The organism is Halorhodospira sp. 9628 (genome assembly GCF_022228075.1).
Taxonomy (GTDB): domain Bacteria; phylum Pseudomonadota; class Gammaproteobacteria; order Nitrococcales; family Halorhodospiraceae; genus Halorhodospira; species Halorhodospira halophila_A.
Genome location: NZ_JAJNRF010000002.1, coordinates 130,802 through 154,525, shown reverse-complemented (window position 1 = coordinate 154,525; position 23,724 = coordinate 130,802). Strand labels below are relative to the sequence as shown.

General features: G+C 68.3%; 19 protein-coding genes. 11 read left to right on the top strand and 8 right to left on the bottom strand.

What is annotated here, in order from left to right:
* Positions 1–53 precede the first annotated feature (53 nt).
* The 4 genes from LRG10_RS03210 to LRG10_RS03195 all read right to left on the bottom strand — a co-directional run bounded on the left by LRG10_RS03210 (position 54) and on the right by LRG10_RS03195 (position 5,176).
* Positions 54–2,396, bottom strand: a complete 2,343-nt coding sequence (locus LRG10_RS03210) for a nitric oxide reductase activation protein NorD (protein WP_238634699.1) — start codon at positions 2,394–2,396, stop codon at positions 54–56.
* 40 nt (positions 2,397–2,436) lie between these two features.
* Positions 2,437–3,243 (bottom strand): CbbQ/NirQ/NorQ/GpvN family protein, encoded by an 807-nt coding sequence (locus LRG10_RS03205; RefSeq protein ID WP_201169889.1) that lies wholly within the window; start codon positions 3,241–3,243, stop codon positions 2,437–2,439.
* Between the two features lie 132 nt (positions 3,244–3,375).
* Positions 3,376–3,735: a ribulose bisphosphate carboxylase small subunit gene (locus LRG10_RS03200; protein WP_201169891.1), complete on the bottom strand. Its 360-nt coding sequence runs from the start codon at positions 3,733–3,735 to the stop codon at positions 3,376–3,378.
* Between the two features lie 19 nt (positions 3,736–3,754).
* Positions 3,755–5,176 carry a form I ribulose bisphosphate carboxylase large subunit gene (locus LRG10_RS03195; RefSeq protein WP_238634698.1) on the bottom strand — a complete coding sequence of 474 codons (1,422 nt, stop codon included), beginning with the start codon at positions 5,174–5,176 and terminating at the stop codon, positions 3,755–3,757.
* Between the two features lie 198 nt (positions 5,177–5,374).
* Here LRG10_RS03195 and LRG10_RS03190 point away from each other — a divergent pair, with 198 nt between their 5' ends.
* The 3 genes from LRG10_RS03190 to LRG10_RS03180 all read left to right on the top strand — a co-directional run bounded on the left by LRG10_RS03190 (position 5,375) and on the right by LRG10_RS03180 (position 8,045).
* Positions 5,375–6,331: a LysR family transcriptional regulator gene (locus LRG10_RS03190; protein WP_011813846.1), complete on the top strand. Its 957-nt coding sequence runs from the start codon at positions 5,375–5,377 to the stop codon at positions 6,329–6,331.
* Positions 6,332–6,429: 98 nt separating this feature from the next.
* Positions 6,430–7,110, top strand: a complete 681-nt coding sequence (gene rpe, locus LRG10_RS03185) for a ribulose-phosphate 3-epimerase (protein WP_201242984.1) — start codon at positions 6,430–6,432, stop codon at positions 7,108–7,110.
* A gap of 47 nt (positions 7,111–7,157) precedes the next feature.
* Positions 7,158–8,045 (top strand): phosphoribulokinase, encoded by an 888-nt coding sequence (locus LRG10_RS03180; RefSeq protein ID WP_201169898.1) that lies wholly within the window; start codon positions 7,158–7,160, stop codon positions 8,043–8,045.
* Positions 8,046–8,151: 106 nt separating this feature from the next.
* On the opposite strand, the gene LRG10_RS03175 is transcribed toward LRG10_RS03180, so the two are convergent.
* Complete coding sequence (locus tag LRG10_RS03175) at positions 8,152–8,382, bottom strand: hypothetical protein (protein WP_238634697.1); 231 nt, start codon at positions 8,380–8,382, stop codon at positions 8,152–8,154.
* A gap of 173 nt (positions 8,383–8,555) precedes the next feature.
* Between LRG10_RS03175 and hemB the strand changes: the two genes are divergently transcribed.
* The 4 genes from hemB to aroE are packed head-to-tail and all read left to right on the top strand — an operon-like array spanning position 8,556 to position 12,365.
* A complete protein-coding gene (gene hemB / locus LRG10_RS03170) occupies positions 8,556–9,605 on the top strand; it encodes a porphobilinogen synthase (protein ID WP_201169904.1) in 1,050 nt (349 codons plus the stop codon).
* Positions 9,606–9,609: 4 nt separating this feature from the next.
* Positions 9,610–10,284 (top strand): TIGR00153 family protein, encoded by a 675-nt coding sequence (locus tag LRG10_RS03165; protein WP_201169907.1) that lies wholly within the window; start codon positions 9,610–9,612, stop codon positions 10,282–10,284.
* Between the two features lie 3 nt (positions 10,285–10,287).
* On the top strand, positions 10,288–11,538 hold the full coding sequence (locus tag LRG10_RS03160) for an inorganic phosphate transporter (protein WP_201169910.1): 1,251 nt from the start codon (positions 10,288–10,290) through the stop codon (positions 11,536–11,538).
* A 14-nt stretch (positions 11,539–11,552) separates the two neighbouring features.
* A complete protein-coding gene (gene aroE / locus LRG10_RS03155) occupies positions 11,553–12,365 on the top strand; it encodes a shikimate dehydrogenase (protein WP_238634696.1) in 813 nt (270 codons plus the stop codon).
* Between the two features lie 25 nt (positions 12,366–12,390).
* Here the strand turns inward: aroE and LRG10_RS03150 are convergent, their stop codons facing one another.
* Positions 12,391–12,825 carry a MaoC family dehydratase gene (locus LRG10_RS03150; protein WP_238634695.1) on the bottom strand — a complete coding sequence of 145 codons (435 nt, stop codon included), beginning with the start codon at positions 12,823–12,825 and terminating at the stop codon, positions 12,391–12,393.
* A 261-nt stretch (positions 12,826–13,086) separates the two neighbouring features.
* Between LRG10_RS03150 and gltB the strand changes: the two genes are divergently transcribed.
* From gltB to LRG10_RS03130, 4 genes are read left to right on the top strand one after another with little or no spacing between them, the layout of a single operon-like run.
* Complete coding sequence (gene gltB, locus LRG10_RS03145) at positions 13,087–17,547, top strand: glutamate synthase large subunit (RefSeq protein ID WP_238634694.1); 4,461 nt, start codon at positions 13,087–13,089, stop codon at positions 17,545–17,547.
* 41 nt (positions 17,548–17,588) lie between these two features.
* Positions 17,589–18,998, top strand: coding sequence for an FAD-dependent oxidoreductase (locus LRG10_RS03140; protein ID WP_201169916.1), 1,410 nt, complete (start codon positions 17,589–17,591; stop codon positions 18,996–18,998).
* Positions 18,999–19,008: 10 nt separating this feature from the next.
* On the top strand, positions 19,009–20,103 hold the full coding sequence (hemE, locus tag LRG10_RS03135; protein ID WP_201169917.1) for a uroporphyrinogen decarboxylase: 1,095 nt from the start codon (positions 19,009–19,011) through the stop codon (positions 20,101–20,103).
* Positions 20,072–20,542: an NUDIX domain-containing protein gene (locus tag LRG10_RS03130; RefSeq protein ID WP_201169918.1), complete on the top strand. Its 471-nt coding sequence runs from the start codon at positions 20,072–20,074 to the stop codon at positions 20,540–20,542. Before hemE ends, LRG10_RS03130 begins: the two co-directional genes overlap by 32 nt.
* Positions 20,543–20,551: 9 nt before the next feature.
* Here the strand turns inward: LRG10_RS03130 and LRG10_RS03125 are convergent, their stop codons facing one another.
* Positions 20,552–21,457, bottom strand: coding sequence for a DMT family transporter (locus LRG10_RS03125; RefSeq protein WP_201169919.1), 906 nt, complete (start codon positions 21,455–21,457; stop codon positions 20,552–20,554).
* A 95-nt stretch (positions 21,458–21,552) separates the two neighbouring features.
* The gene (locus LRG10_RS03120) at positions 21,553–23,658 is read right to left on the bottom strand and encodes a TonB-dependent receptor (RefSeq protein ID WP_238634693.1); all 2,106 of its coding nucleotides are present in this window, start codon (positions 23,656–23,658) and stop codon (positions 21,553–21,555) included.
* Between the last annotated feature and the right edge of the window lie 66 nt (positions 23,659–23,724).

Genomic DNA, 23,724 nt, shown 5'->3' with positions numbered 1-23,724 from the left:
CGGATCGCGAACGATCAGCAAAAGCAAACCGTCCTGATCGTCCGAATAAGCGGCTACCGGGTCAGCTGGGCGAACACCGCCGGCAGGCGCTCCGGCAGGCGCTCCACGTGCTCGACCACCGAGTAGCCGTTGGCCCCGAAGATCCGTGACACGTAGGCGTCCGCGTCCCGATCCAGGGTCAGGCAGTAGCTGGTCACCCCTCGGGCGGACAGCTCCTCGGCAGCCTTGCGGGCGTCGTGGCGCAGGTACTGCGGATCCCGCACGTCGACGTCGTGCGGCTCTCCGTCGGTGACGATCAATAACAGCTTGCGCCGCTGCGGTTGACGCACCAAGTGGGCCCCGGCGTGGCGCATTGCCGCGCCCATGCGGGTCGAGTACTGCCCGCGCATCCCAGCCAGGCGGGACTTCGCTTCCTCGCTCCACGGCTGATGGAAGTCCTTGAACCGGTAGTACTGGACGTCGTGCCGACCGTCCGAGGAGAAGCCGTGGACGGCGAAGGGGTCACCGATGCCGTTGATGGCCCAGCCGAGCAGCGAGGTGGCCTCGCGGGTCAGCTCGATGACGGTCTTCTCGCTGCCGCCCATAGCGTCGTTGGTGGACTCGGAGAGATCGAGCAGAAGCAGCACCGACAGATCCCGGGTCTTACGGATGTAGCGGGTGTTGATGCGCGGATCGGGGCTCATGCCCAGGCGCAGGTCGACCATGGAGCGCACGGCGGCGTCGATATCCAGCTCGTCGCCGTCCTCCTGTCGGCGCTCGCGGATCACCCCCTGGGGCTGCAAGGCGTCGACGAGGTAGCGCAGGCGGCTGGCCACCGGCCGGTAGTCCTTGAGGACCTGGTCCATGACCTCGGGGTCGCCGCGTTTCGGACGGCGCTCGACCACCGTGACCCAGTCGGGGCGATTGAGCTGGACCTGGTAATCCCACTCCGGGTAATGGAACGGCGGGCTGGCCGGCTCCACCCCTTCCATCTCGTTGTAGCTGACCCCGAAGTCCTCGTAGGGGAAGAGCTCCGTCCCGAGGACCCAGACCTCCTGCGCGTCGTCGCCGGCGAGTTCGCAGTCAACCTCGTTGACGAACTCCATCAGGTTGACCTGGCGGCGCACCTGCCGGTGGCTGGCCGGGATGTACTCCGCCTCGAGCCACTCCTCCTCATCGCTGGCGAAGAGGTAGCGGTTGTCGTCGCGGTAAGGGACGGCCATCCGCTGCAGGACGCGGGCCGAGGGCATGGGGTAGCGCTGCGCCAGGCTATTGTGCAGCTCCATGCCCAGCTCCCACGACAGCCCCACGTCCCGGGGGCGATCGGCGAAGTGGTAGTGGAAGATCTCGCGCACCTGCTGGACCCAGGGGTCGTCGTCGGCGTACTCCGGGTCAAGCAGGGCGTGGGCAGCCCGCTCCAGGCGCTCGACCACCGGATCCAGCTCCACCTCGCGCTCGGCGGCCCGGGCCCGGTGGAAAGGCAGCCACAGCCGCTGCAGCCCCGGAAACTCGTCGATGGCCAGCGCCTCGACCCGGGCGTCCTCGATCAGGCCGATGACGGCCATCTGCGCCGGATTGAGCATCTCGGGCGAGAGCGGCTCGATGGTATGGACCAGGTGCGCGGCCGCGTGGGCGGCCGCGGCCCGATAGAGGTCCTTGCCCGGCAGCCCGTGGTAGTCGTCGTAAGCGTCGGGCAGATGGATCACCCGCTGCTCGATGAACGGCTTGTACCCCTCGCGGGTCTCGAAGTCCCCGGAGGTCGGCCGCATGAAGAAGTCCCGGGCCCAGAGCGCACGCAGGTAGAAGTTGAGCTTGCGCTGGTTATCCACCAGCAGCGTGCCGCGGCGCTCCTGCTGGAGCATCGCCTGACTGTCGGCACTCTGCAGGCCGAAGTAGGCGCGCTGCTGCTCGAAATCGCGGGCGTGGGCCTGGGCGCCCCACAGCGCCCAGCGCCGGAACCCGCCCAGGGTGAGCTTGGAGAAGAGCTCGTCGAGGTTCTCGAGCATCGGCCGCAGGCCGCGCGGAGCCTTGGCCGAAAGCTGGTGGACGAGGTTCAGGAACTGGCGCAGCAGCTCCGGATCGCCGAGCCGTCGCGCGGCAGTGGGTAAGCCGGCCAGCAGCAGGGCAATCACCTGGCCGCTGACCATCGAGGAGAGCTTCATGGCGGCAGTGACCACCTCGGTGAGCACGTCCTCGCCCACTTCCTTGGCCACCGCAGGCATCGCCTCCAGGTAGCAGATGACCAAGTCGGCGCCGCGGCCCAGCTCGGCCAGGGCCCGGGCCCCTTCCAGGTAGTTGTGCAGCCCCCGTGGCGACATCACCCGCGACGCCTCGGCGAAGCTCGCCTCCAGCGTCTCGGCGATCCGCGGATCCGCCGCCACCAGGGTCTCACGGTAGTCCTCGAGGCGCACCGTCATCGCAATCCCCCGCACTGCCCCCGGGTGATCACCCGGTCGTTCAGAAGTAGGTCGCCACCGCCTGATCCAGCGTCTCGCGCATGTCCGGATCGTCGGTCAGGGGGCGCACCAGCGACATGGTGCAGGCTGAGCGCGGCTCGATGCCCTTGGCGATCAGGTTGCCGGCGTAGACCAGCAGACGCGTGGAGATCCCTTCATCCAGCCCGTGACCTTTGAGGTTGCGGGCGCGGTGGGCGATCTGCACCAGCTTGTCGGCGATATCGCTGTCGACGCCGGTCTCGTGGGCGACGATCTCCGCCTCGGCCGCGGCCTCCGGGTAGTCGAAGTCGAGGGCGCCGAAACGCTGCTTGGTGGACTGCTTGAGGTCCTTCATCAGCGACTGATAGCCGGGGTTGTAGGAAATCACCAGGTGGAAGTCCGGGTGGGCGTGCACCAGCTCGCCCTTCTTCTCGAGCGGCAGGGTGCGCCGGTGGTCGGTCAGGGGGTGGATCACCACGGTGGTGTCCTGGCGCGCCTCGACCACCTCGTCGAGGTAGCAGATGGCGCCGATCCGCGCCGCGGTGGTCAGCGGCCCGTCCTGCCAGCGGGTGCCATTGGCGTCGAGCAGGTAGCGGCCCACCAGGTCGGCGGCGGTCATATCCTCGTTGCAGGCCACCGTAACCAGGGGACGCTGCAGCTGCCAGGCCATGTACTCGACGAAACGAGACTTGCCGCAGCCGGTCGGCCCCTTGAGCATGACGGGCATGCGGGCCTGGTAGGCGGCCTGGTAGAGATCGACCTCGTCACTGACCGGCCGGTAGTACGGCGCTTCAGTGACGCGATACTGGTCCACATCGTGCTCGGTCATCGGCCCCTCCGCTCGGGTACTGGCTTTTCGAATGGCGACGGGGGCGATCCCGGCCACCATTCGAAAAGCAGCGGTGCGGTCCCGGCGACCACCGCCCGGCGCGGGCGGCGATCGCCGGGCACACCCCGGCCACTAGGCGTCGATGGGACCCCGATAGATCACCATCGCGGTGCCCTGCGTCTGCCGGTAGTTGTCGTAGCCAATCAGGCGCACGTGGTGCTCCGGGTGCTCCTTGTGGCACGCCTCGGCCTCTTTGAGGATGGCGTCCACGTCGGTCTCGCCGAACATCGGCAGCTTCCACATGTACCAGTAGTGGTCGAAGGCGTTCTCCGGCTCGGTGTGCTCGATGGCCGGGTTCCAGCCCTGGTCGACGATGTACTGGACCTGCTTGCGGACGTCCGCGTCGCTCATCTCCGGCAGGTAGGAGAAGGTCTCGAAGCGACGGCTGTTCGGATCGGACAGCTTGGACTTGTAATCCTGGATCTCACTCATTGCTCAGTCTCCTTCCCCTTTACCGGTGCGCCGTGTCCAGCTTGTCCACGGTGTCGAACTCGAACTTGATCTCCTTCCACGTCTCCATGGCGGCCTTCAGCTCGGGGCTGCTCTTGGCGGCCTCGGTGAGGATCTCCTTGCCCTCCTTCTCGAGCTCGCGGCCCTCGTTGCGGGCCTTGACGCAGGCCTCCAGGGCCACGCGGTTGGCCGCGGCGCCGGCGGCATTGCCCCAGGGGTGGCCCAGCGTACCGCCGCCGAACTGGAAGACCGCATCGTCACCGAAGATCGACAACAGAGCCGGCATGTGCCAGACGTGGATCCCGCCGGAAGCGACGGCGAAGGCGCCCGGCATCGCGCCCCACTCCTGATCGAAGAACAGGCCGCGGGAGCGGTCCTCCTCGATGTAAGGCTTGCGCAGCAGGTCGATCCAGCCCAGCGTCGACTGGCGGTCACCCTCGAGCTTGCCGACCACCGTTCCGGTGTGCAGCTGGTCGCCGCCCATCAGGCGCAGGATCTTGGTCAGCACCCGGAAGTGGATGCCGTGGTTCGGGTTGCGGTCGAGCACCGCGTGCATGGCGCGGTGGATGTGCAGCAGCATGCCGTTGTCGCGGCACCAGTTGGCCAGGCCCTGGTGGGCACAGAAGCCGGCGGTGATGTAGTCGTGCATGATGATCGGCGCGCCGATCTCCTTGGCAAACTCGGCACGCTTGTACATCTCCTCCGGCGTCGGGGCGGTGACGTTGAGGTAGTGGCCCTTGCGCTCGCCGGTTTCCTCCTCGGCCTTCTGGATCGCCTCCATGACGAACTCGAAGCGGTCGCGCCAGCGCATGAAGGGCTGGGAGTTGACGTTCTCGTCGTCCTTGGTGAAGTCGAGACCGCCGCGCAGGCACTCGTAGACCGCGCGGCCGTAGTTCTTGGCCGAGAGGCCGAGCTTGGGCTTGATGGTGCAGCCGAGCAGCGGCCGGCCGTACTTGTTCATCTTGTCCCGCTCGACCTGGATGCCGTTCGGCGGCCCGGGGCAGGTCATCACGAAGTGCAGCGGGAAGCGCACGTCCTCCAGGCGCAGGGCGCGCACGGCCTTGAAGCCGAAGACGTTGCCCACCAGCGAGGTGAAGACGTTGACGATCGAGCCCTCTTCGAAGAGGTCGATGGGGTAGGCGATGAAGGCGTAGAAGGCCTCGTCGTCGCCCGGCACGTCCTCGACCTTGTAGGCGCGACCCTTGTAGTGCTCCAGGTCGGTGAGCAGGTCGGTCCAGACCGTGGTCCAGGTCCCGGTGGAGGACTCGGCGGCGACGGCGGCGGCCGCCTCCTCGCGGTCCACGCCGGGCTGCGGCGTCACCTTGAACACGGCCAGAAGGTCGCTATCCTTGATCTTGTAATCGGGCTCCCAGTAGGTCTCCCGATAATCCTTGACGCCCGCGGTGTACGTCTTGCTAGCCATCGATCCTCTCCTCAAGCGTTTCTGCTCGTAAGTCCAAACACGCCCCGGGGCTTTGATGAGCAGCACCGGTTCTTGTGGCTGCCCCTTGCGGCATGTCTTCAGACAGCATAGCCTTGCAGTTCAAGAAGAAAAAGAAATTGTTTTTGGTGCTTGGATAAGTTTTCCATTATTAACAAGCATTGGGGGAGGCCCAGGAGGATGAACATCACACTACGGCAGCTACAGGTGTTCGAGTCTGTAGCCCGACATCTCAGCTTCACCCGTGCCGCCGAGGAGCTGTATCTCACGCAGCCGGCGGTCTCCATGCAGATCAAGCAGCTCGAGCAGCAGGTCGGACTGCCCCTGTTCGAGCAGATCGGTAAACGAATCTACCTCACCGAGGCCGGCGAGGAGGTGCGGCGCTATGCCCAGCGCATCTCCGCCGAACTGCGCGAGCTCGCCGACGGCCTCGAAGCCCTGCGCGGGCTGAACAGCGGCCGACTGCGACTGACGGTGGCCTCGACCGCCAACTACTTCGCCACCGACCTGCTCGCCGCCTTCACCCGGCGACAGCCCGGGGTGACGTTCCAGCTAGAGGTCACCAACCGGGAGGGGGTGATCCGCCGCATTCAGGACAATGAGATGGACCTGGCGGTCATGGGTCGCCCGCCGGAGGGGCTGGATGTCGCCGCCGAGGCCTTCATGCCGAATCCGCTGGTGATCATCGCCGCGCCGGACCACCCACTGGCAGACGGCTCGCCGATCCCACTCGAACGCCTGCAGGACGAGCTCTTCGTGCTGCGCGAGCAGGGCTCGGGCACCCGCAACGCGGTCCAGCGCGTGCTCGAGGAACGCGGCATGAACCTGCGCGGCGGACTCGAAATGAGTTCCAACGAGGCCATCAAGCAGTCGGTACAGGCCGGACTCGGGCTCGGCGTCGTCTCCATCCACACCGTAGCCCTGGAGCTCGAGCTGGGCCGGCTGCGGGTGCTCAACGTCGAGGGCTTCCCTCTGGAGCGGCAGTGGTACCTGGTCCACCGCTCGGGCAAGCGCCTCTCGCCGGCGGCGGAGGCGTTCCGTCAGTTCATCCTCGACGAGGCCCACCGGCACTGGCAGGTCCCGGAGACGCCAGGGGTTGCGCCCCCGCAGGAACCGCCGCTGCAGGCCGTTCCGTGAGCCCGTTTATTCCAATAATCATCAATCCTTAGTTCCCCGCGGGGCGCCCCGGGCTTAGCTTGCCGGGGCGCCCTGGGTTCAAGCCGGGAGGAGTACCCATGAACAAGCCGTGGATCGCACCGTCCATCCTGTCCGCCGATTTCGCCCGCCTGGGCGATGAGGTCAACGCCGTTCTCCGGGCCGGCGCCGATGCCATCCACTTCGATGTCATGGACAACCACTATGTCCCCAATCTGACCATCGGCCCGCTGGTCTGCCAGGCGCTGCGCGATCACGGCATCACTGCGCCCATTGACGTGCATCTGATGATCAAGCCGGTGGACCGGATCATCCCCGATTTCGCCGCGGCCGGGGCCGACTGGATCACCTTCCACCCCGAGGCCAGCGAGCACGTCGACCGCTCCCTGAGCCTGATCCGCGAGCACGGCTGCCGGGCCGGCCTGGTCTTCAACCCGGCCACGCCGCTCGACTGCCTGCGCTACGTCGCCGATAAGGTCGACATGGTGCTGCTGATGTCGGTCAACCCCGGCTTCGGGGGGCAGAAGTTCATCCCCGGGACCATCGACAAGATCCGCGAGGCGCGGCAACTGATCGATGAGCTGAACCCGGACGCCCGCCTGCAGGTCGACGGCGGGATCAAGGCCGAGAACATCCGTCAGGTGGCCGAGGCCGGCGCGGACACCTTCGTGGCCGGCTCGGCGGTCTTCGGGGCCGAAGACTACGGCCAGGCCATCGCCGATATGCGCAAGGAGCTCGAGGCTGCGCACCGCGCCGGTTGAGCTCGCGTTCAAGGGAATTTCTAGTCAGCGAGCAAGAGGGTCAAGCCATGTCCGAGAAGCATCCCATCATTGCGGTCACAGGCTCCTCCGGGGCAGGGACCAGCACCGTCAAGAACGCCTTCGAGCACATCTTCCGCCGGGAACAGGTCACCCCGGTGGTGATCGAGGGCGACGCTTTCCACCGCTTCAACCGGCAGGAGATGCGCGACCAGCTGGCCCGAGCCGCCGAGGAGGGGCGCAACCTGAGCCACTTCGGGCCGGAGGCCAACGTCTTCGACGAGCTCGAGCACTCCTTCCGCCGGTACGGCCAGGAGGGCATCTGTCGACGCCGCAGGTACCTTCACAGCGATGAGGAGGCGGAACCCTACGGACTGCGCCCCGGCGAGTTCACCGACTGGGAGGACGCCGGCCAGGACAGCGATCTGCTCTTCTACGAGGGGCTGCACGGCGGCGTCGTGACCGAGGAGCACAACGTGGCGCAGCACGTGGACCTGCTCGTCGGCGTGGTGCCCATCGTCAACCTGGAGTGGATCCAGAAGATCCATCGCGACGGCGCCGAGCGCGGCTACACAGCCGAGAAGACCGTGGACACCATCCTGCGGCGCATGCCGGACTACGTGAACTACGTCACGCCGCAGTTCTCGCGGACCGACATCAACTTCCAGCGCGTACCCACGGTGGATACCTCGAACCCGTTTATCGCCCGGGACGTGCCGACGCCGGATGAGTCCTTTACGGTGATCCGCTTCCGTCAGCCGGAGCGCTTCGGGATCGATTTCCCGTACCTGCTGAACATGATCCCCGACTCCTTCATGTCGCGGCGGAACACCATGGTGGTCCCCGGCGGCAAGACCGGCTTCGCCATGGAGCTGATTATGACGCCGATCATCCACGAGTTCGTCGAGCGCAGTCGCAAGCTCAAGGGCTCGCGCTAGGCGGCGCGGCCCGCGGCCGGCAGGAGAAACCGAAAGAGGGGGCGTCACCGCGGTGACGCCCCCTCTTTATTCGGGATCGACCCACCTCGGGGCGGGCCGTCAGGACTTAGAACTGCTCTTCGAGATCCTCGTCGCCGAAGTCGTCATCGAAGTCGTCATCAAAGTCGTCCTCGAAGTCATCAAAGGCCTCGTCCTCGTCCATCGGGGCCGGCTCATCGCCCTCCGGCATCTCCTCGAACTCGTCGAGCTCCTCGAAGTCGTCGCCGCCGCCGCAGCCCGCCAGCGTCAGCCCGCCGGCGATGGTCAGGACCCCCAGGATGGTTGCCAGCTTGCGCATCAGTCCTCTCCTCTCTAGGCGATTTGGAATGATCCGGGGAAGCGCGCATCAGCACGCGCCCCCGCCTCAATCACAAGGACACCGGCACACTGCGTCAAGTTCCCCCGGGGTGAACCCTTGGGCGACGCCAGGGGAGCGGGCATAATCAAGGCCTTCAACGGCAGCGTGAAACAATGGAGGCGGTCGTGACACGGAGCTCCCAACCGCAGTTCAATGGCGGCTACCCCCTGCGGCGCCCGCGCCGGATGCGCCGCGACGCCTTCTCCCGCCGACTCATGCGGGAGACCCGGCTGGGCCCGGAGGATCTGATCCAGCCGGTCTTCGTCCTCGACGGCGAGGATCGCACCGAGCCGGTGCCCTCCATGCCCGGCGTCGAGCGCATGACCATCGACCGACTGGTCCAGGAGGCGCGGGAGCTGCACGCCCTCGGCATCCCGCTGATCGCCATCTTCCCGGTGACCCCCGCCGAAGTGAAAAGCGAGGACGCGCGCGAAGCCTACAACCCGAGCGGCATCGCCCAGCGCGCCGTGCGTGCGGTCAAGGATGCGGTCCCCGGGATGGGCGTCATGACCGACGTCGCCCTCGACCCGTTCACCAGTCACGGCCAGGACGGGCTGATCGACGAAACCGGCTACGTCATGAACGAGGAGACCGTCGAGGTCCTGGTCCGCCAGGCGCTCTCCCACGCCGAGGCCGGAGCCGACGTGGTCGGCCCCTCCGACATGATGGATGGCCGCGTGGGGGCGATCCGCAGCGCCCTGGAGTCCCACGACCACCGCAATGTGCGCATCCTCTCCTACGCGGCCAAGTACGCCTCCTGCTACTACGGTCCGTTCCGCGATGCCGTGGGCTCCTCGGACAACCTCGGCAGCGGCGTGGCCGGACCGGGCAAGGACAGCTATCAGATGGACCCGGGCAACAGCGACGAGGCCCTGCACGAGGTGGCCCTCGATCTGCAGGAGGGGGCCGACATGTTCATGGTCAAACCCGGCCTCCCCTACCTGGACGTCATCCGGCGGATCAAGGACGAATTCGGGGTGCCGACCTTCGCCTACCAGGTCAGCGGCGAGTACTCCATGCTCAAGGCAGCCGCCCAGAACGGCTGGCTCGACGAGCGCGAGTGCGTGCTCGAGGCGCTGCTCTCGCTGCGCCGGGCGGGCGCCGATGGCATCCTGACCTACCACGCACGGGCTGCGGCTCAGTGGATGCGCGAAGAGGACTGAGATCTTGAAGAGCTACTTCGCCCGGATCTTCGGCTCCTCGCCGGTCGCACCTTTGCAGCAACACATGGCCGAGGTGGTCGACTGCGTGGAGGTGCTGCCGGAACTCTTCCGGGCCTCGGCGGCGGGCGACGTGCAGCGCATGCGCGACGCCCACCGCCAGATCGTCCAGCACGAGCACGAGGCGGACCGCCTGAAGAAGGAGATCCGCGCACACCTGCCGCCGGATCTGTTCATGCCGTGGGACCGGCGTGACTTCCTCGAGCTGCTGCGCGCCCAGGATCGGATCGCCAACAAGAGCAAGGACATCGCCGGGCTGATGATCGGCCGCCAGATGCAGTGGCCGGCGGCACTGGAAGAGGCCACCCTGGGTCTGCTCGATCAGGGCATCGAGGCGGCCCGCCAGGCCAAGGCCTCGGTACGCGAGCTCGATGAGCTGGTCGAGGCCGGCTTCCGCGGCGCGGAGCTGGAGATCGTCGAGAGCCTGCTGGACAAACTCGACGACGTAGAGGCCGAAACCGACCGCATGCAGGTCCAGCTGCGCTCGCAGCTGTTCGAGATCGAGCGCGAGCTCTACCCGGTGGATGTCATGTTCCTCTACCAGATCATCGAGGCCCTCGGCACCCTCGCCGACCGTGCCCAGCAGACGGGCGCCCGCTTTCAGATCCTGCTCGCGCGCTGAGGCATGGAATACGCCGTCGTCTACCTGGCCCTCGCCGCTGCGTTCGGACTGTTCATGGCCTGGGGCATCGGGGCCAACGACGTGGCCAACGCCATGGCCACGTCGGTGGGCTCGCGGGCACTGACCATTCGCCAGGCGGTGGTGATCGCCGCCATCTTCGAGTTCGCCGGCGCGGTGCTCGCCGGCGGCGCGGTGGCAGCCACGGTCCGCGGCGGCATCGTCGACACCTCATCACTGGTCGGCGAGGAGGAGATCCTCGTCTTCGGCATGCTCGCCGCCCTCGCCGCCGCTGGCTGCTGGCTGCTGGTGGCCTCCTGGCGAGGTTGGCCGGTCTCCACCACGCACTCGATCATCGGCGCCCTGGTCGGCTTCGGTATCGCCGGACTGGGCTGGGGGGCCATCCACTGGCCGGCCGTCGGGCAGGTGGCCGCCAGCTGGGTCACCTCGCCGCTGATCGCTGCGGTGGTCAGCTTCGCCCTGTTCCGCTCAGTGCAGATGCTGGTCCTCGACCGCCGCCATCCGCTGGAGGCGGCGAAGAAGTGGGTGCCCTTCTATATCTTCCTCACCGGGTTCTTCGTCTCGGTCATCACCCTCTTCCGTGGGCTGCAGCACATCGGGCTGGAGCTGGGCTTCGCCACCAACCTCCTGCTGTCGCTCGCCATCGGCCTGGTCATGGCCTGGGCCGGCAAGCTGGCGATCCATCGCACCCGCTTCGACGAGCGCCCTCACCGGCGCTACCAGTTCCGTAACGTCGAACGGGTCTTCGCCGTACTGATGATCATCACCGCCTGCGCCATGGCCTTCGCCCACGGCTCCAACGACGTAGCCAACGCCGTCGGGCCGGTGGCCGCGGTGGTCGCCACCGTGACCAGCGGCGAGATCCAGCCCGAGGCACCGGTCCCGGTGTGGGTCCTGGTCCTGGGCGCAGTGGGTATCGTCGCTGGATTGCTGATGCTCGGCCGCCACGTCATCGCCACGGTGGGCAAGAACATCACCCAGCTCACCCCGAGCCGGGGGTTCGCCTGCAATCTGGCCACCGCCGGGACCGTGGTCACCGCCTCGGGCATCGGCCTGCCCATCTCCACCACCCACACCCTGGTCGGGGCCGTGCTCGGCGTCGGGCTGGCCCGTGGACTGGCCGCCATCGACCTGCGGGTGGTGACCGGGGTGTTCATGTCGTGGCTCGTCACCCTGCCTGCCGGTGGCATCCTCGCCGTGGTCTTTTTCTACTTGCTCTACTGGAGCTTCGGCTGAACCGGGACAGACCCATGAGCGATCACTACGCCGTCGTCGGCAACCCGATTGCCCACAGCAAATCACCCCAAATCCACGCCCGCTTCGCCGCGGAGGTAGGGGCCGACCTGTTCTACCAGCGCTTGTGGGCCCCGGAGGAACACTTCGACGCCGTGGCGCAAGCGTTCTTCGCCGGCGGCGGCCACGGGCTCAACGTCACCGTGCCGTTCAAGGAGGCAGCCTGTGCCTTCGCCGACACCCTCAGCGAGCGGGCCCGAACCGCCGGCGCCGTGAACACCCTGCGCGCCGAGGCCGACGGTCGCCGCTTCGGCGACAACACCGACGGTATCGGCCTGCTGCGCGACCTGCGCGACAATCACGGGGTCCAGCTGGCCGGCCGGCGCCTGCTCCTGCTCGGCGCCGGCGGCGCCGCCCGAGGGGTCCTGAGCGAGCTGCTCGCCGAGGGGCCACAGACGCTGGTCATCGCCAACCGCACGGTGAGTCGCGCCGAGGCCCTCGCCTCCGCCGACACGCGCATCCGCGGTTGCGGCTTCGAAGCGCTGCACGGGCATACCTTTGACGTGGTACTGAACACCACCGCCGCCGGGCTGCAGGGCGAGATGCCACCCCTGCCCGACGACTTGCTCGCCCCCGGCGCCGCCGCCTACGACCTGGTCTATGCCGACGGCGACACGCCGTTCATGGCCTGGGCACGGGCGCGCGGCGCCGCCGTGGTCTGCGACGGTCTGGGCATGCTCGTTGAGCAGGCAGCGGAATCGTTCTATCTCTGGCGCGGCACCTACCCGCAGACTGCTCCGGTCATCGCAGCACTGCGCGGCGGGGCCTGAACCGCCTGTCTACGCGCGGGGCCGCTCAGACCTCGCGGCTGTTGACCATGACCTCGGCCTCACCGGTGAGCACGGTGCGCTTGCGCACGTAGCAGCGGGTATCCAGGCGCACGCGATGGCGCTCGCGCTCCACCTCGATGACTGTGGCCTCGGCGCGCACGGTGTCACCGATGCGCACCGGCGCCTGGAAGCGCAGCTGCTGACCGAGGTAAATGGCCCCCGGCCCCGGCATGCGGGTGCCGAGGACGCAGGAGATCAGCCCACCGAGGAACAGCCCGTGGGCGATGCGCCCCTTGGCGAAGGTCGTCGAGGCAAACTCCTCGTTGATGTGCACGGGGTTATTGTCCCCGGAGAGGCCGGCGAAGAGGACCAGGTCGGCCTCGGTGACGGTCCGCGTGTAGGATCCCGCCATCCCCGGCTCCAGATCCTCGACGCAGTACCCCTGCAGCTCATGAACCATGCGCTTCTTGCTCCCGCTCGCCGTCGTTGAACGCGGTAAATACGGATGGTGACTGGGTTGTCACTCTGACACGCGCGGGTGCAAAAAGGCCAGTGGGACGCCGTGCCGGACCGCCGGCAATCGGCGTTTGCGCCCACGGGGGCTCGTGCATATACTACCGTCCCGCTTTTGTCGGCGGGTGATCGACACCGGCGGCGCACCGCGCCCAGAGGGCCGGCCGCCCCCTGAAAAAAACGACCCCGCAGCATCCCAGAGGCGACCGTGACGGACGAAAACGCACCCGGCCTGTACCGGCCCAGCTTCGAACGAGACAACTGCGGTTTCGGGCTGATTGCCCATATGGATGGTAACCCCAGCCATTGGCTCATCGAAACCGCTGTAGCCGCCCTCGGGCGACTCACTCACCGTGGCGCGGTGGCGGCCGACGGCAAGACCGGCGACGGCTGCGGCCTGCTGCTGACCAAGCCCGACGCCTTCCTGCGCGCCGTGGCAGAGGAGGCTGGCCTGGAACTCGGCGAGCAGTACGCCGTGGGCAGCCTGTTCCTCCACCCCGACGACCAGCGCGCGGAAGCCGCCCGCGAGGCCCTACGTGAGGCGCTGCGCAGCCAGGGGCTGGAGCCGGCCGGATTCCGCGAGGTCCCGGTGGACCCCTCGGCGCTGGGGGCCCAGGCCCTCCAAACCCGTCCCCGGATCGAACAAGTCTTCGTCAACGCCGATCCGGGGATGGAGGCCCAGGACCTGGAACGGCGGTTGTTCATCGCCCGCCGGCTTACCGAGAAGGCAATCAGCAGCGAAGACGAGGTCTTCTACGTCGCCAGCCTTTCGGGCCGGGTCCTCTCCTACAAGGGGCTGGTGATGCCGGATTACCTCCCCTCCTTCTACCAGGACCTTCAGGACCCGCGCCTCGCCTCTTCCCTTTGCGTCTTCCACCAGCGTTTCTCCACCAACACCCTGCCCCAATGGCGCCTCGCCCAGCCGTTCCGCTACCTGGCTCATAATGGCGAGATCAACACCATCCAGGGCAACCGCAACTGGGCCAATGCCCGGGCTTTCACGCTGAACACCCCGCTGATCCCTGACATGGAAGCGGTGCACCCGCTGGTCAACAGCGAGGGTTCCGATTCCTCGAGCCTCGACAACATGCTCGACGTGCTCCTCCAGGGGGGGATGGACATCTTCCGCGCCATGCGCCTCCTCATGCCCCCGGCTTGGCAGAACGTCGACTCTATGGACGCAGACCTGCGCGCGTTCTACGAGTACCACTCCATGCACTGCGAGCCCTGGGACGGTCCGGCCGGCATCGTCCTCACCGACGGCCGCCACGCCGCCTGCACCCTGGATCGCAACGGCCTGCGGCCGGCACGCTGGGTGATGACCCGCGATCGCCACATCACCCTGGCCTCGGAGATCGGCGTCTGGGACTACGACCCGGCCGAGGTGGTGGCCAAGGGGCGACTCAAGCCCGGCGAAATGCTCGCCGCCGATACCGAAACCGGACAGCTGCTCACTCCCGAGCAGATCGACGAGCGGCTGATGCGCCGCAAGCCTTATAAGGTCTGGCTCAGCGACCACCTGCGCCGCCTCGAGCCCCTCGCCGGCCACGACGGCCGCACGCCGCAGCCCGATGCCAAGGCCCTTGAAGTCCACCAGAAGCTCTTCGGCGTCTCTTTCGAGGAGCGCGACCAGGTGATGAAGGTGATGGCCGAGGACGGCCAGGAGGCCGTCGGCTCGATGGGCGACGACACCCCACTGCCGGTGCTCTCGCGCAAGGTCCGAGCCCTCTACGACACCTTCCGACAGCAGTTCGCCCAGGTCACCAACCCGGCGATCGACCCGCTGCGCGAGCGGATCGTGATGTCGCTGGAGACCTGTCTGGGCCGGGAAAAGAACCTCTTCGACGAGTCCGAGGATCACGCCAAGCGCATTACCGTGGACTCGCCGGTGCTCTCCGGCGCAAAGTTCGCGGCGCTCAAGGCCCTGGACGACCCGGAGTACGCCCACACCGTCATCGACCTGACCTACGACCCCGCTCAACTGAGTCTGCGCAGCGCCATCGAGGCCGTCGCCGCCGAGGCCGAGGCAGCGGTCCGCGCCGGGTCGACGCTGGTGGTGCTCTCCGACCGCCGGGTCGAGCGCGGCCGGCTGACCATCCACGCCCTGCTGGCCACCGGCGCCGTCCACCACCGCTTGGTGGCCCGGGGCCTGCGCTGCAACGCCAATCTCATCGTCGAGACCGGCACCGCCCGCGACCCCCACCACATCGGCTGCCTGATCGGTTACGGGGCAACCTGCGTCTACCCCTACCTCGCCTACGAAGTCGTGGCCGAGATGGCCCGCTCCGGGCGGATCGAGGGGGACGTCGAGGAGCTCTGCCTCAACTACCGCAAGGGGCTGAACAAGGGGCTGTACAAGATCCTCTCCAAGATGGGGATCTCCACCATCGCCAGCTACCGCGGGGCACAGCTGTTCGAGTCCGTGGGCCTGTCCGACGAGGTGGTGGACCTGTGCTTCACCGGCACCACCAACCGCATCCAGGGCATGGACTTCACCGACCTCGAGGCCGACGCGCGCGAACTGGCCCGGCGCGCCCACCGCCCCACCGAACTCCTCGACCAGGGCGGGGTCTTCAAGTACGTCCACGGCGGCGAGTACCACTGCTACAACCCCGAGGTGGTCTCCTACCTGCAGCAGGCGGTGGAGAACGGCGACTACGCCACCTACAAGCGGTTCGCGGACGAGGTGAACCAGCGCCCCACCGCCACCCTGCGTGATCTGCTCGGGCTCAAGACCCCGGAGCAGGGCATTGCGGTGGACGAGGTCCAGCCCATCGACGACATCCTCACCCGGTTCGACTCCGCCGGGATGAGCCTCGGGGCGCTGTCGCCAGAGGCCCACGAGGCCCTGGCCATGGCCATGAACCGCCTCGGCGGCCGGTCGAACTCCGGTGAAGGCGGCGAAGACCCGGCCCGCTACGGCACTGATCGGGTCTCGAAGATCAAGCAGATCGCCTCGGGGCGCTTTGGCGTCACCCCGCACTACCTCGTCAACGCCGAGGTGCTGCAGATCAAGGTGGCCCAGGGCGCCAAGCCCGGCGAGGGCGGACAGCTGCCGGGGCACAAGGTCAATGAGATGATCGCCCGGCTGCGCTACTCCAAGCCCGGGGTGGCCCTGATCTCGCCGCCGCCGCACCACGACATCTACTCCATCGAGGACCTGGCGCAGCTGATCTTCGACCTCAAGCAGGTCAACCCGCAGGCGCAGGTCTCGGTGAAGCTGGTGGCCGAGGCCGGCGTCGGCACCGTGGCCGCCGGCGTGGCCAAGGCGTATGCCGACCTGATCACCATCGCCGGCTACGACGGCGGCACCGGCGCCAGCCCGCTGACCTCCGTGAAGTACGCCGGCGGCCCGTGGGAGCTGGGCCTGACCGAGACCCACCAGACCCTGCGCGCCAACGACCTGCGCGACAAGGTGCGGCTGCAGGCCGACGGCGGCATGAAGACCGGCCTGGACGTGATCAAGGGGGCGATCCTCGGCGCCGAGAGCTTCGGCTTTGGCACCGCGCCCATGGTGGCCCTCGGCTGCAAGTACCTGCGCATCTGCCACCTGAACAACTGCGCCACCGGCGTGGCCACCCAGGACAACGTCCTGCGCCTGAAGCACTTCGTCGGGACCGCTGAGAAGGTGGCGAACTACTTCCGCTTCGTCGCCGAGGAAACCCGCGAGTGGTTGGCGTTGCTCGGTGTACGCCGGCTCGAGGACCTCATCGGGCGAACCGACCTGCTGGAGATCCTGCCCGGCGAGACCGAGCGCCAGGGGCGTCTGGACCTGTCGCCGATCCTCTCCGACGGCGGTGTCCCCGAAGACAAGCCCAAGCGCTGCCTGGAGCCGTCCAACGTGCCCTTCGACAAGGGCGAGCTGGCCGAGCGGATGGTGGCCGACTGCCTGCCGACCATCGAGGCCGGCACCGGCGGTGAGTTCCACTACACCCTGCGCAACAACAACCGCTCCATCGGCGCCCGGCTCAGCGGCGAAATCGCCCGCCGCCACGGCAACCAGGGCATGGCGAACAGCCCGGTCACCCTACGCCTGACCGGTACCGCGGGGCAGAGCTTCGGCGTCTGGAACGCCGGCGGGCTGCACATGGTGCTCGAGGGGGACGCCAACGACTACGTGGGCAAGGGCATGGCCGGCGGTAAGCTCGTCCTCTACCCACCCGAAGGCAGCCGGTTCGAGGCGCGCAAGACCACCATCATGGGCAACACCTGCCTCTACGGCGCCACCGGCGGGCGGCTCTACGCCGCCGGCACCGTCGGCGAGCGCTTCGGTGTGCGCAACTCCGGCGCCACCGCGGTGGTCGAGGGCGTCGGCGACCACGGCTGCGAGTACATGACCGGCGGCGTGGTCTGCGTGCTCGGGCCCACCGGGGTCAACTTCGGTGCCGGCATGACCGGCGGTCTCGCCTTCGTCCTTGACGAGGCCGGCACCTTCGCCGACCGCTACAACCACGAGCTCATCGACATCCACCGACTGCAGTCGGAAAACATGGAGGCTCACCGCAACTACCTGCGCGAGCTGATCCGCGAGTTCGTGGCCGAGACCGGCAGCGTGTGGGGACGGGCGGTCCTCGACGACTTCCGCGGCTACCTGCCCCGCTTCTGGCTGGTCAAGCCGAAGGCCGCCGATCTTCACACCATCCTCGATACGCTCCGCCAGGCGGCCTGACGGCCGCCGGCGGCGCCCGAGCACGGACGGATTAGTCAGCCATGTCCAGCAGTGTCTTCCAGTTCCTCGAGATCCCGCGCCGCGACCCGGACAAGCTCCAGGTCGACGAGCGCATCCGCCGCTTCGCCGAGATCTACGGCCGCTACGACGAGCAGACCGCCGCCGCCCAGGCGGGGCGCTGCCTCGACTGCGGCAACCCCTACTGTGAGTGGAAGTGCCCGGTCCATAACTACATCCCGCACTGGCTGCGGCTGGTGGCCGAGGGCAACCTGTTCGAGGCCGCGGAACTCTCCCACAAGACCAACACCCTGCCCGACGTTTGCGGTCGCGTCTGCCCACAGGACCGACTCTGCGAGGGGGCTTGCACCCTCAACGACGGCTTCGGTGCAGTGACCATCGGGTCGGTGGAGAAGTACATCAGCGACGAGGCCCTGCGCCAGGGCTGGCGGCCCGATGTCAGCGACGTGGTCGACACGGGCAAACGGGTGGCGATCATCGGCGCCGGTCCCGCCGGGCTTGGTGCGGCCGACGTGCTCGCCCGCAACGGGGTCCGGCCGGTGGTCTTCGACCGCTACCCGGAGATCGGCGGCCTGCTGACCTTCGGCATCCCGCCGTTCAAGCTCGACAAGGACATCGTCCGCCGGCGCCGCGAAATCCTCGAGGGCATCGGCGTCGAGTTCCGCCTCAACACCGAGGTCGGGCAGGCGGTCAGCTTCGACGAACTCCTCGCCGAGTACGACGCCGTCTTCCTTGGTACCGGCACCTACACCTACATGCGCGGCGGCTTCCCCGGCGAGGATTTGCCCGGGGTCTACGAGGCGCTGCCCTACCTGGTCTCGAACATCAACCGCGAGGAGGGCTGGCAGGGCACCGAGGACGAGTTCATCGACATGCGCGGCAAGCGCGTCGTGGTCCTCGGCGGCGGCGACACGGCCATGGACTGCAACCGCACCGCCATCCGGCAGGGGGCGGCCAGCGTCACCTGCGCCTACCGCCGCGACGAGCAGAACATGCCCGGCTCCCGGCGCGAGGTCGAGAACGCCAAGGAGGAGGGCGTCGAGTTCCTCTGGAATCGCCAGCCAATCGAAGTCATTGGAGAAAACCACATCGAAGGGGTTAAGGTAGTCCGGACCGAGCTCGGTGCCCCGGACGAACACGGGCGACGCCGGCCGGAGCCGGTGCCCGGCTCCGAAGAGGTGCTGCCGGCCGACAGCCTCATCATCGCCTTCGGCTTTCGGCCCAGCCCGCCGCATTGGCTGGAGCAGCACGGCGTCGAGCTCGACGATTGGGGCCAGGTGCGGGTCAGCCGGCAGGACGGAACCTTCGGGCAGACCACCAACCCGAAGATCTTCGCCGGCGGCGACATGGTCCGCGGCTCCGATCTGGTCGTGACGGCTGTCTGGGAGGGCCGTGAGGCAGCCAAGGGCATCCTTGATCACCTACAGGTATAGGAGTGACGCGGTGAGCAGCTCTGAGCTCAAGAACGATCGAATCCTGCGCGCGTTCCAGCGCCAGCCCGTGGACCGGACCCCGGTCTGGATGATGCGCCAGGCCGGCCGCTATCTGGCCGAATACCGAGAGGTGCGGGCCCAGGCCGGCAGCTTCATGGGCCTGTGCCGCAGCCCCGAGTTGGCGGCCCGGGTCACGCTGCAGCCGCTGGAGCGCTATGAGCTCGATGCCGCCATCCTCTTTTCGGACATCCTCACCATCCCGGAGGCCATGGGGCTGGGGCTGAACTTCGTCTCCGGTGAGGGACCGGTCTTCGAGCACCGGGTCAAGACGGCCGCCGACATCGACCGCCTGCCGCAGCCCTCCGCCGACAAGGAGCTGAGCTACGTCATGGACGCGGTCGCGGCCTGCCGCAAGGAGCTGGCCGGTCAGGTGCCGCTGATCGGCTTCACCGGCAGCCCCTGGACGCTGGCCACTTACATGATCGAGGGCGGCTCCAGCAAGACCTTCGCGGCCAGCAAGAGCCTGCTCTTCAACGAGCCGGAGGCCGCCCACCGGCTGATGACCAAGCTGGCCGACACGGTGGCCGACTACCTCAACGGGCAGATCGAGGCCGGTGCCCAGGCGCTGATGATCTTCGATACCTGGGGCGGCGCGCTGGACCCGGTGCGCTACCGGGAGTTCTCGCTGGCCTACATGCAGCGCATCGTCGAGCAGCTGCCCCGCGAGCGCGAGGGGCGGCGCATCCCGGTGACCCTGTTCACCAAGGGCGGCGGGCAGTGGCTGGAAGACATCGCCGACACCGGCTGTGACGGCGTCGGTCTTGACTGGACCACCTCACTGACCGAAGCCCGCCGCCGCATCGGCGACCGGGTGGCGCTGCAGGGCAACCTGGATCCGTGCATGCTGCACGCCAACCCCGAGGTAATCCGCCGCGAGGTGGCCCGCTGCCTCGAGGAGTTCGGCCACGGGCCGGGCCACGTCTTCAACCTCGGCCACGGGATCCAGCCGGAGACGCCGCCCGAGAACGTCGACGCCATGATCCGTGCCCTTCACGAACTCTCCCCGGCCTACCATGACGCAGCGGCCACCTCGGCCACGTCGTAGGCGGCGGAGACGGCGTACCCTCTCGGCGGGCGTCATTCCGGTGCGCTTCGCCGAGCGGGGGCGTCTCTATCTGCTCCTGCGCGCCTTCCAGTACTGGGACTTCCCCAAGGGCAAGGTCGAGCCCGGCGAGGAGCCACTCGAGGCAGCCCGGCGCGAGGTCCAGGAAGAGGCCGGAATCACCGAGCTGACCTTCCGCTGGGGCTACGCGTTCTTCGAGACCGGCCCCTACGCCCAGGGCAAGGTGGCCCGCTACTACGTCGCCGAGACCACCACGCGGCGCGTGGTCCTCGGCATCAACCCGGAACTCGGCCGCCCGGAGCACCACGAGTACCGATGGGTCACGCCGGGCGAGGCGTACCGACTTGCGTCGCCGCGTGTCCGCGAGGTCCTCGACTGGGCCGAGACGCAGATCGCCGGCGCCGTGCACGACGGCGCCTGAGTGCCACCCTCAGCTCCGCCCGAAGCGCCACCCCACCGCGCCCTCCCAGGCGTCCCGGGCGAAATACCCGAGCAGCGCCAGCACGATCACCGCCCCGCCAAGCATCGACGGCACCGGCGGCACCTCGGCGAAGACCAGCCACACCCAGACCGGCCCCAGGGCCGCCTCGAGCAGCAGCACCAGGCTGACCTCCGGCGAGGGCAGGTAGCGGGTGGACTGGGCGATGAGCACCAGGGCCAGGGGCATCTGCACCAGACCCATGACGCCGAGCACCGCGTAGCTCTCCCAGCCCAGGGCCAACGGCGCCGCCCAGGGGGCGGCACACAGGGCGGCGACGACGCCGCCGGTGGCCACCACCGGCAGGCGGTTGATCTCCGGACGGGCACGCAGCAGCGTGAGGTTGGCGCCCATATTGGCGGCGGCCAGCAGGGCCGCCAGGTCGCCCAGCCGCCCGCCGGGTTCCGCCGGAGCGCTGAAGATCACGGCCATGCCGACGATCACCGCGGCGATGGTCCACCAGGTCCGGCTCTGGATCGGCTCACGCAGGAAGAGCCAGGTGAACACCGCCGAGAAAAGCGGTGCGGTGGCGAAGAGCACCAGCACGTTGGCGGCGTGGGTGTTGAGCACCGCGAAGACAAAGAGGATCGAGTTCAGCCCGAAGAACAGCCCGGAGGCCGCCGCGGCCCAGCCTCCCCGGCGCCAGATGCGCAGGGTGTAGCGGCCCTGGGTGGCGAAGAGCAGGGCGCTGACCGCCACCGCCATCAGCAGCCCCCGCCAGAAGACCACATCCCAGCCCCCGGCCCCGGCCAGGCGCACCAGCACCGCATCGAAGCTCAGCGCCGTCACTCCGGCGGCGGCGATCATCAGGCCCTTGGCACGGTCCTGGGCGCCGAAGGGCGCCGCGCTCCGCGGCATACTGACTGAACTCCCTGTTGGATGACCCCGCCGGCCCGGCGGGAGGCTTGGCGTCGCGACGAAGGCCGGGAGGATAACCCCTCCCGGCCCTCGTTTCAGTAGGTCTCGAAGCGAATCCCGGCGTAGATGGTGCGCTCCGGGGCAGGCTCGAAGTAGCCACCTTCCTCGAGCGACCCGTCGACTTCGGCCGTTGCCGCATTGATGCGCACGTTGGCGTCGTAGGTCTCGTCGAAGAGGTTGTTGACCCCGAAAAAGGGCTGCGCCTCGTAGGCGTCGGTGACGAAGGTGCGGCTGGCGTGCAGGCCGACCTCGGAGTAGCCGGAGCTGCGCTGGGTGTTGCGGTCGTCGGCCCAAATACCCTCGCTGGCCCGCAGGTCACCGGCCACCCGCCAGCCGTTGGGGGCCTGCCAGGCGGCCTCCAGATAGCCGTGGGCGCGGGGCACGCCCGGGATGCGGTTGCCGCGGACCTGATCGTTGTTCTGGGCGCCGTCGACCTCATCCAGTGCCGGCGTAACATAATCCCGGAAGGTGAACTGCCCGTAGGCCAGCGCGGCGGTCAGCTCCAGGCGATCCGTCGGGAACGCCTCCACCCCCAGCTCCACGCCCCGCCGGCGGGTCTCGCCGGCGTTCCTATACCACTCCGGACCGTCGGTCTCCCCCTGCGGGACCAGCTCGTCTTCGGTCACCACCTGGAAGAGGCTCACCTCGTAGCGCAGCCGCCGATCCAGGGCCCGCCCCTTGACCCCGACCTCCAGGGAGCGCGCCTGCTGCGGCTCGATCGCGTCGTTGATGCCCCCTTCGTCGCGGTCCCAGAGCTCCCAGAGGGTCGGCGTCTCGAAGGCGGAGCTGGCGTTGGCGTAGAGGCTGTGATCCTCCGCCACGGCGTAGCGCACCCCGGCCAGGTAGCTCGGCTCGGTGTAGGTCTGACTTTCGGTTCCCCCATGCGTCGCCTTGCGATCGTCGATGCTCATCCGGGTCCAGTCCAGACGGCCGCCGCCGACCAGCCGCCAGCGCGGCGCCACCTGCCACTCCGCCTGCAGATAGCCCGCCACCACCTGGGCCTGCTCAATCTGATCGTTAGTCCGCTCGCCCTCGCGCCCATCGAGGTTCTCGTAGCGCTGCCGGTCGTCGTACTGCCACTCGGCGTCGGCGCCCACGGAGACCTGCACCGGCCGCCCGGCGGCCTCGGTGCGGCGCACGTGGCGGCCACCGACGCCGCCGAAGTAGCGCTCGAAGGTCACAATGCCACCAGGACTGAGCCGGTCTTCACCATCCGGCCCCTGATATTCATCACCGCCGTCAAAAGGATTCCGCCGGTAGAAGTCCCGGCGCTGCAGGAAGGCCCGGCCCTCCCAGCGTTCGGTGGCCGACGGCTCCGCGGTGAGGATCACCGCCCCGCTCTGCTGCTCCACCTCCTCGCCGGCATCGAAATCGAGGGCGTTCTCCGCGGCCTGCTGCCGATCCTCCCGCACCTTGTCACGGTTGAGCCCCCCCGGGTCCTCCGCCTCCGGGGCGTCGAGAAGATTGGCAATGAAACGCAGCCGCTCACCGCCTTCCAGATCGCGATCGAGCTTGATGTTCAGCCGCCGCTGCGCTGAGCCCGAGTGGTCGCGGTAGCCATCCATCTCCTGATTGGAGGCGGTCACCGCCGTCCGCCACGTCTCCTCGGCGCGCCCGCCCCAGACCCGCTGGGCCCGCTCGCCGTGGCTGCCGAAGAGCACCTCGCCGCCCAGGAAGTCACCGCTGTCCGGGGGCTCCAGCGTGGTGAAGCGAAAGACGCCCCCGGCGGCGTTGCCGTAGAGGGCGGAGGCCGGCCCGCGGATGACCTCCAGGCGCTCCACGAAGGCCGGGTCGAGCGCATCGAGCTGGCTCTGGCCGTCGGCCACCGTGTACGGCACATCGTCCACGAAGGCGCGGACGCCGCGCAGCCCGAAGGGCGAGCGGGCGCCGAAACCCCGCACCGACAGGCGCAGATCCTGGGCGGCGTTGTAGCGGTTCTGGGTGTGCACCCCGGGTACGCGGTCGAGCCCCTGGTCCAGGGAGAGGCGGCGGCGATCGGCGTAGGCCTCCCGGCCGACTACGGAGACCGCCGCCGGATAGGCGTCGGGATCCACATCGAGCCCGGGCACGGTGGCGACCACCGGCGGCAGCGCGGCCTCCTCACCCGCCGCCGGGCCGGGCACACCGGCAGCTAGCGACAACCCTACCCCGAGTGCCCCGAGAAAGGCGCCTGGCCTGCATGCTACATTCGACCCTGACCCGCGCCG

Excerpts from the sequence above, each read along its gene's own strand:
- LRG10_RS03210 (WP_238634699.1), bottom strand. The coding sequence starts at position 2,396 with ATGACGGTGCGCCTCGAGGACTACCGTGAGACCCTGGTGGCGGCGGAT.
- LRG10_RS03205 (WP_201169889.1), bottom strand. The coding sequence starts at position 3,243 with ATGACCGAGCACGATGTGGACCAGTATCGCGTCACTGAAGCGCCGTAC.
- LRG10_RS03200 (WP_201169891.1), bottom strand. The coding sequence starts at position 3,735 with ATGAGTGAGATCCAGGATTACAAGTCCAAGCTGTCCGATCCGAACAGC.
- LRG10_RS03195 (WP_238634698.1), bottom strand. The coding sequence starts at position 5,176 with ATGGCTAGCAAGACGTACACCGCGGGCGTCAAGGATTATCGGGAGACC.
- LRG10_RS03190 (WP_011813846.1), top strand. The coding sequence starts at position 5,375 with ATGAACATCACACTACGGCAGCTACAGGTGTTCGAGTCTGTAGCCCGA.
- rpe (WP_201242984.1), top strand. The coding sequence starts at position 6,430 with ATGAACAAGCCGTGGATCGCACCGTCCATCCTGTCCGCCGATTTCGCC.
- LRG10_RS03180 (WP_201169898.1), top strand. The coding sequence starts at position 7,158 with ATGTCCGAGAAGCATCCCATCATTGCGGTCACAGGCTCCTCCGGGGCA.
- LRG10_RS03175 (WP_238634697.1), bottom strand. The coding sequence starts at position 8,382 with ATGCGCAAGCTGGCAACCATCCTGGGGGTCCTGACCATCGCCGGCGGG.
- hemB (WP_201169904.1), top strand. The coding sequence starts at position 8,556 with ATGGAGGCGGTCGTGACACGGAGCTCCCAACCGCAGTTCAATGGCGGC.
- LRG10_RS03160 (WP_201169910.1), top strand. The coding sequence starts at position 10,288 with ATGGAATACGCCGTCGTCTACCTGGCCCTCGCCGCTGCGTTCGGACTG.
- aroE (WP_238634696.1), top strand. The coding sequence starts at position 11,553 with ATGAGCGATCACTACGCCGTCGTCGGCAACCCGATTGCCCACAGCAAA.
- LRG10_RS03150 (WP_238634695.1), bottom strand. The coding sequence starts at position 12,825 with ATGGTTCATGAGCTGCAGGGGTACTGCGTCGAGGATCTGGAGCCGGGG.
- LRG10_RS03140 (WP_201169916.1), top strand. The coding sequence starts at position 17,589 with ATGTCCAGCAGTGTCTTCCAGTTCCTCGAGATCCCGCGCCGCGACCCG.
- LRG10_RS03130 (WP_201169918.1), top strand. The coding sequence starts at position 20,072 with ATGACGCAGCGGCCACCTCGGCCACGTCGTAGGCGGCGGAGACGGCGT.
- LRG10_RS03125 (WP_201169919.1), bottom strand. The coding sequence starts at position 21,457 with ATGCCGCGGAGCGCGGCGCCCTTCGGCGCCCAGGACCGTGCCAAGGGC.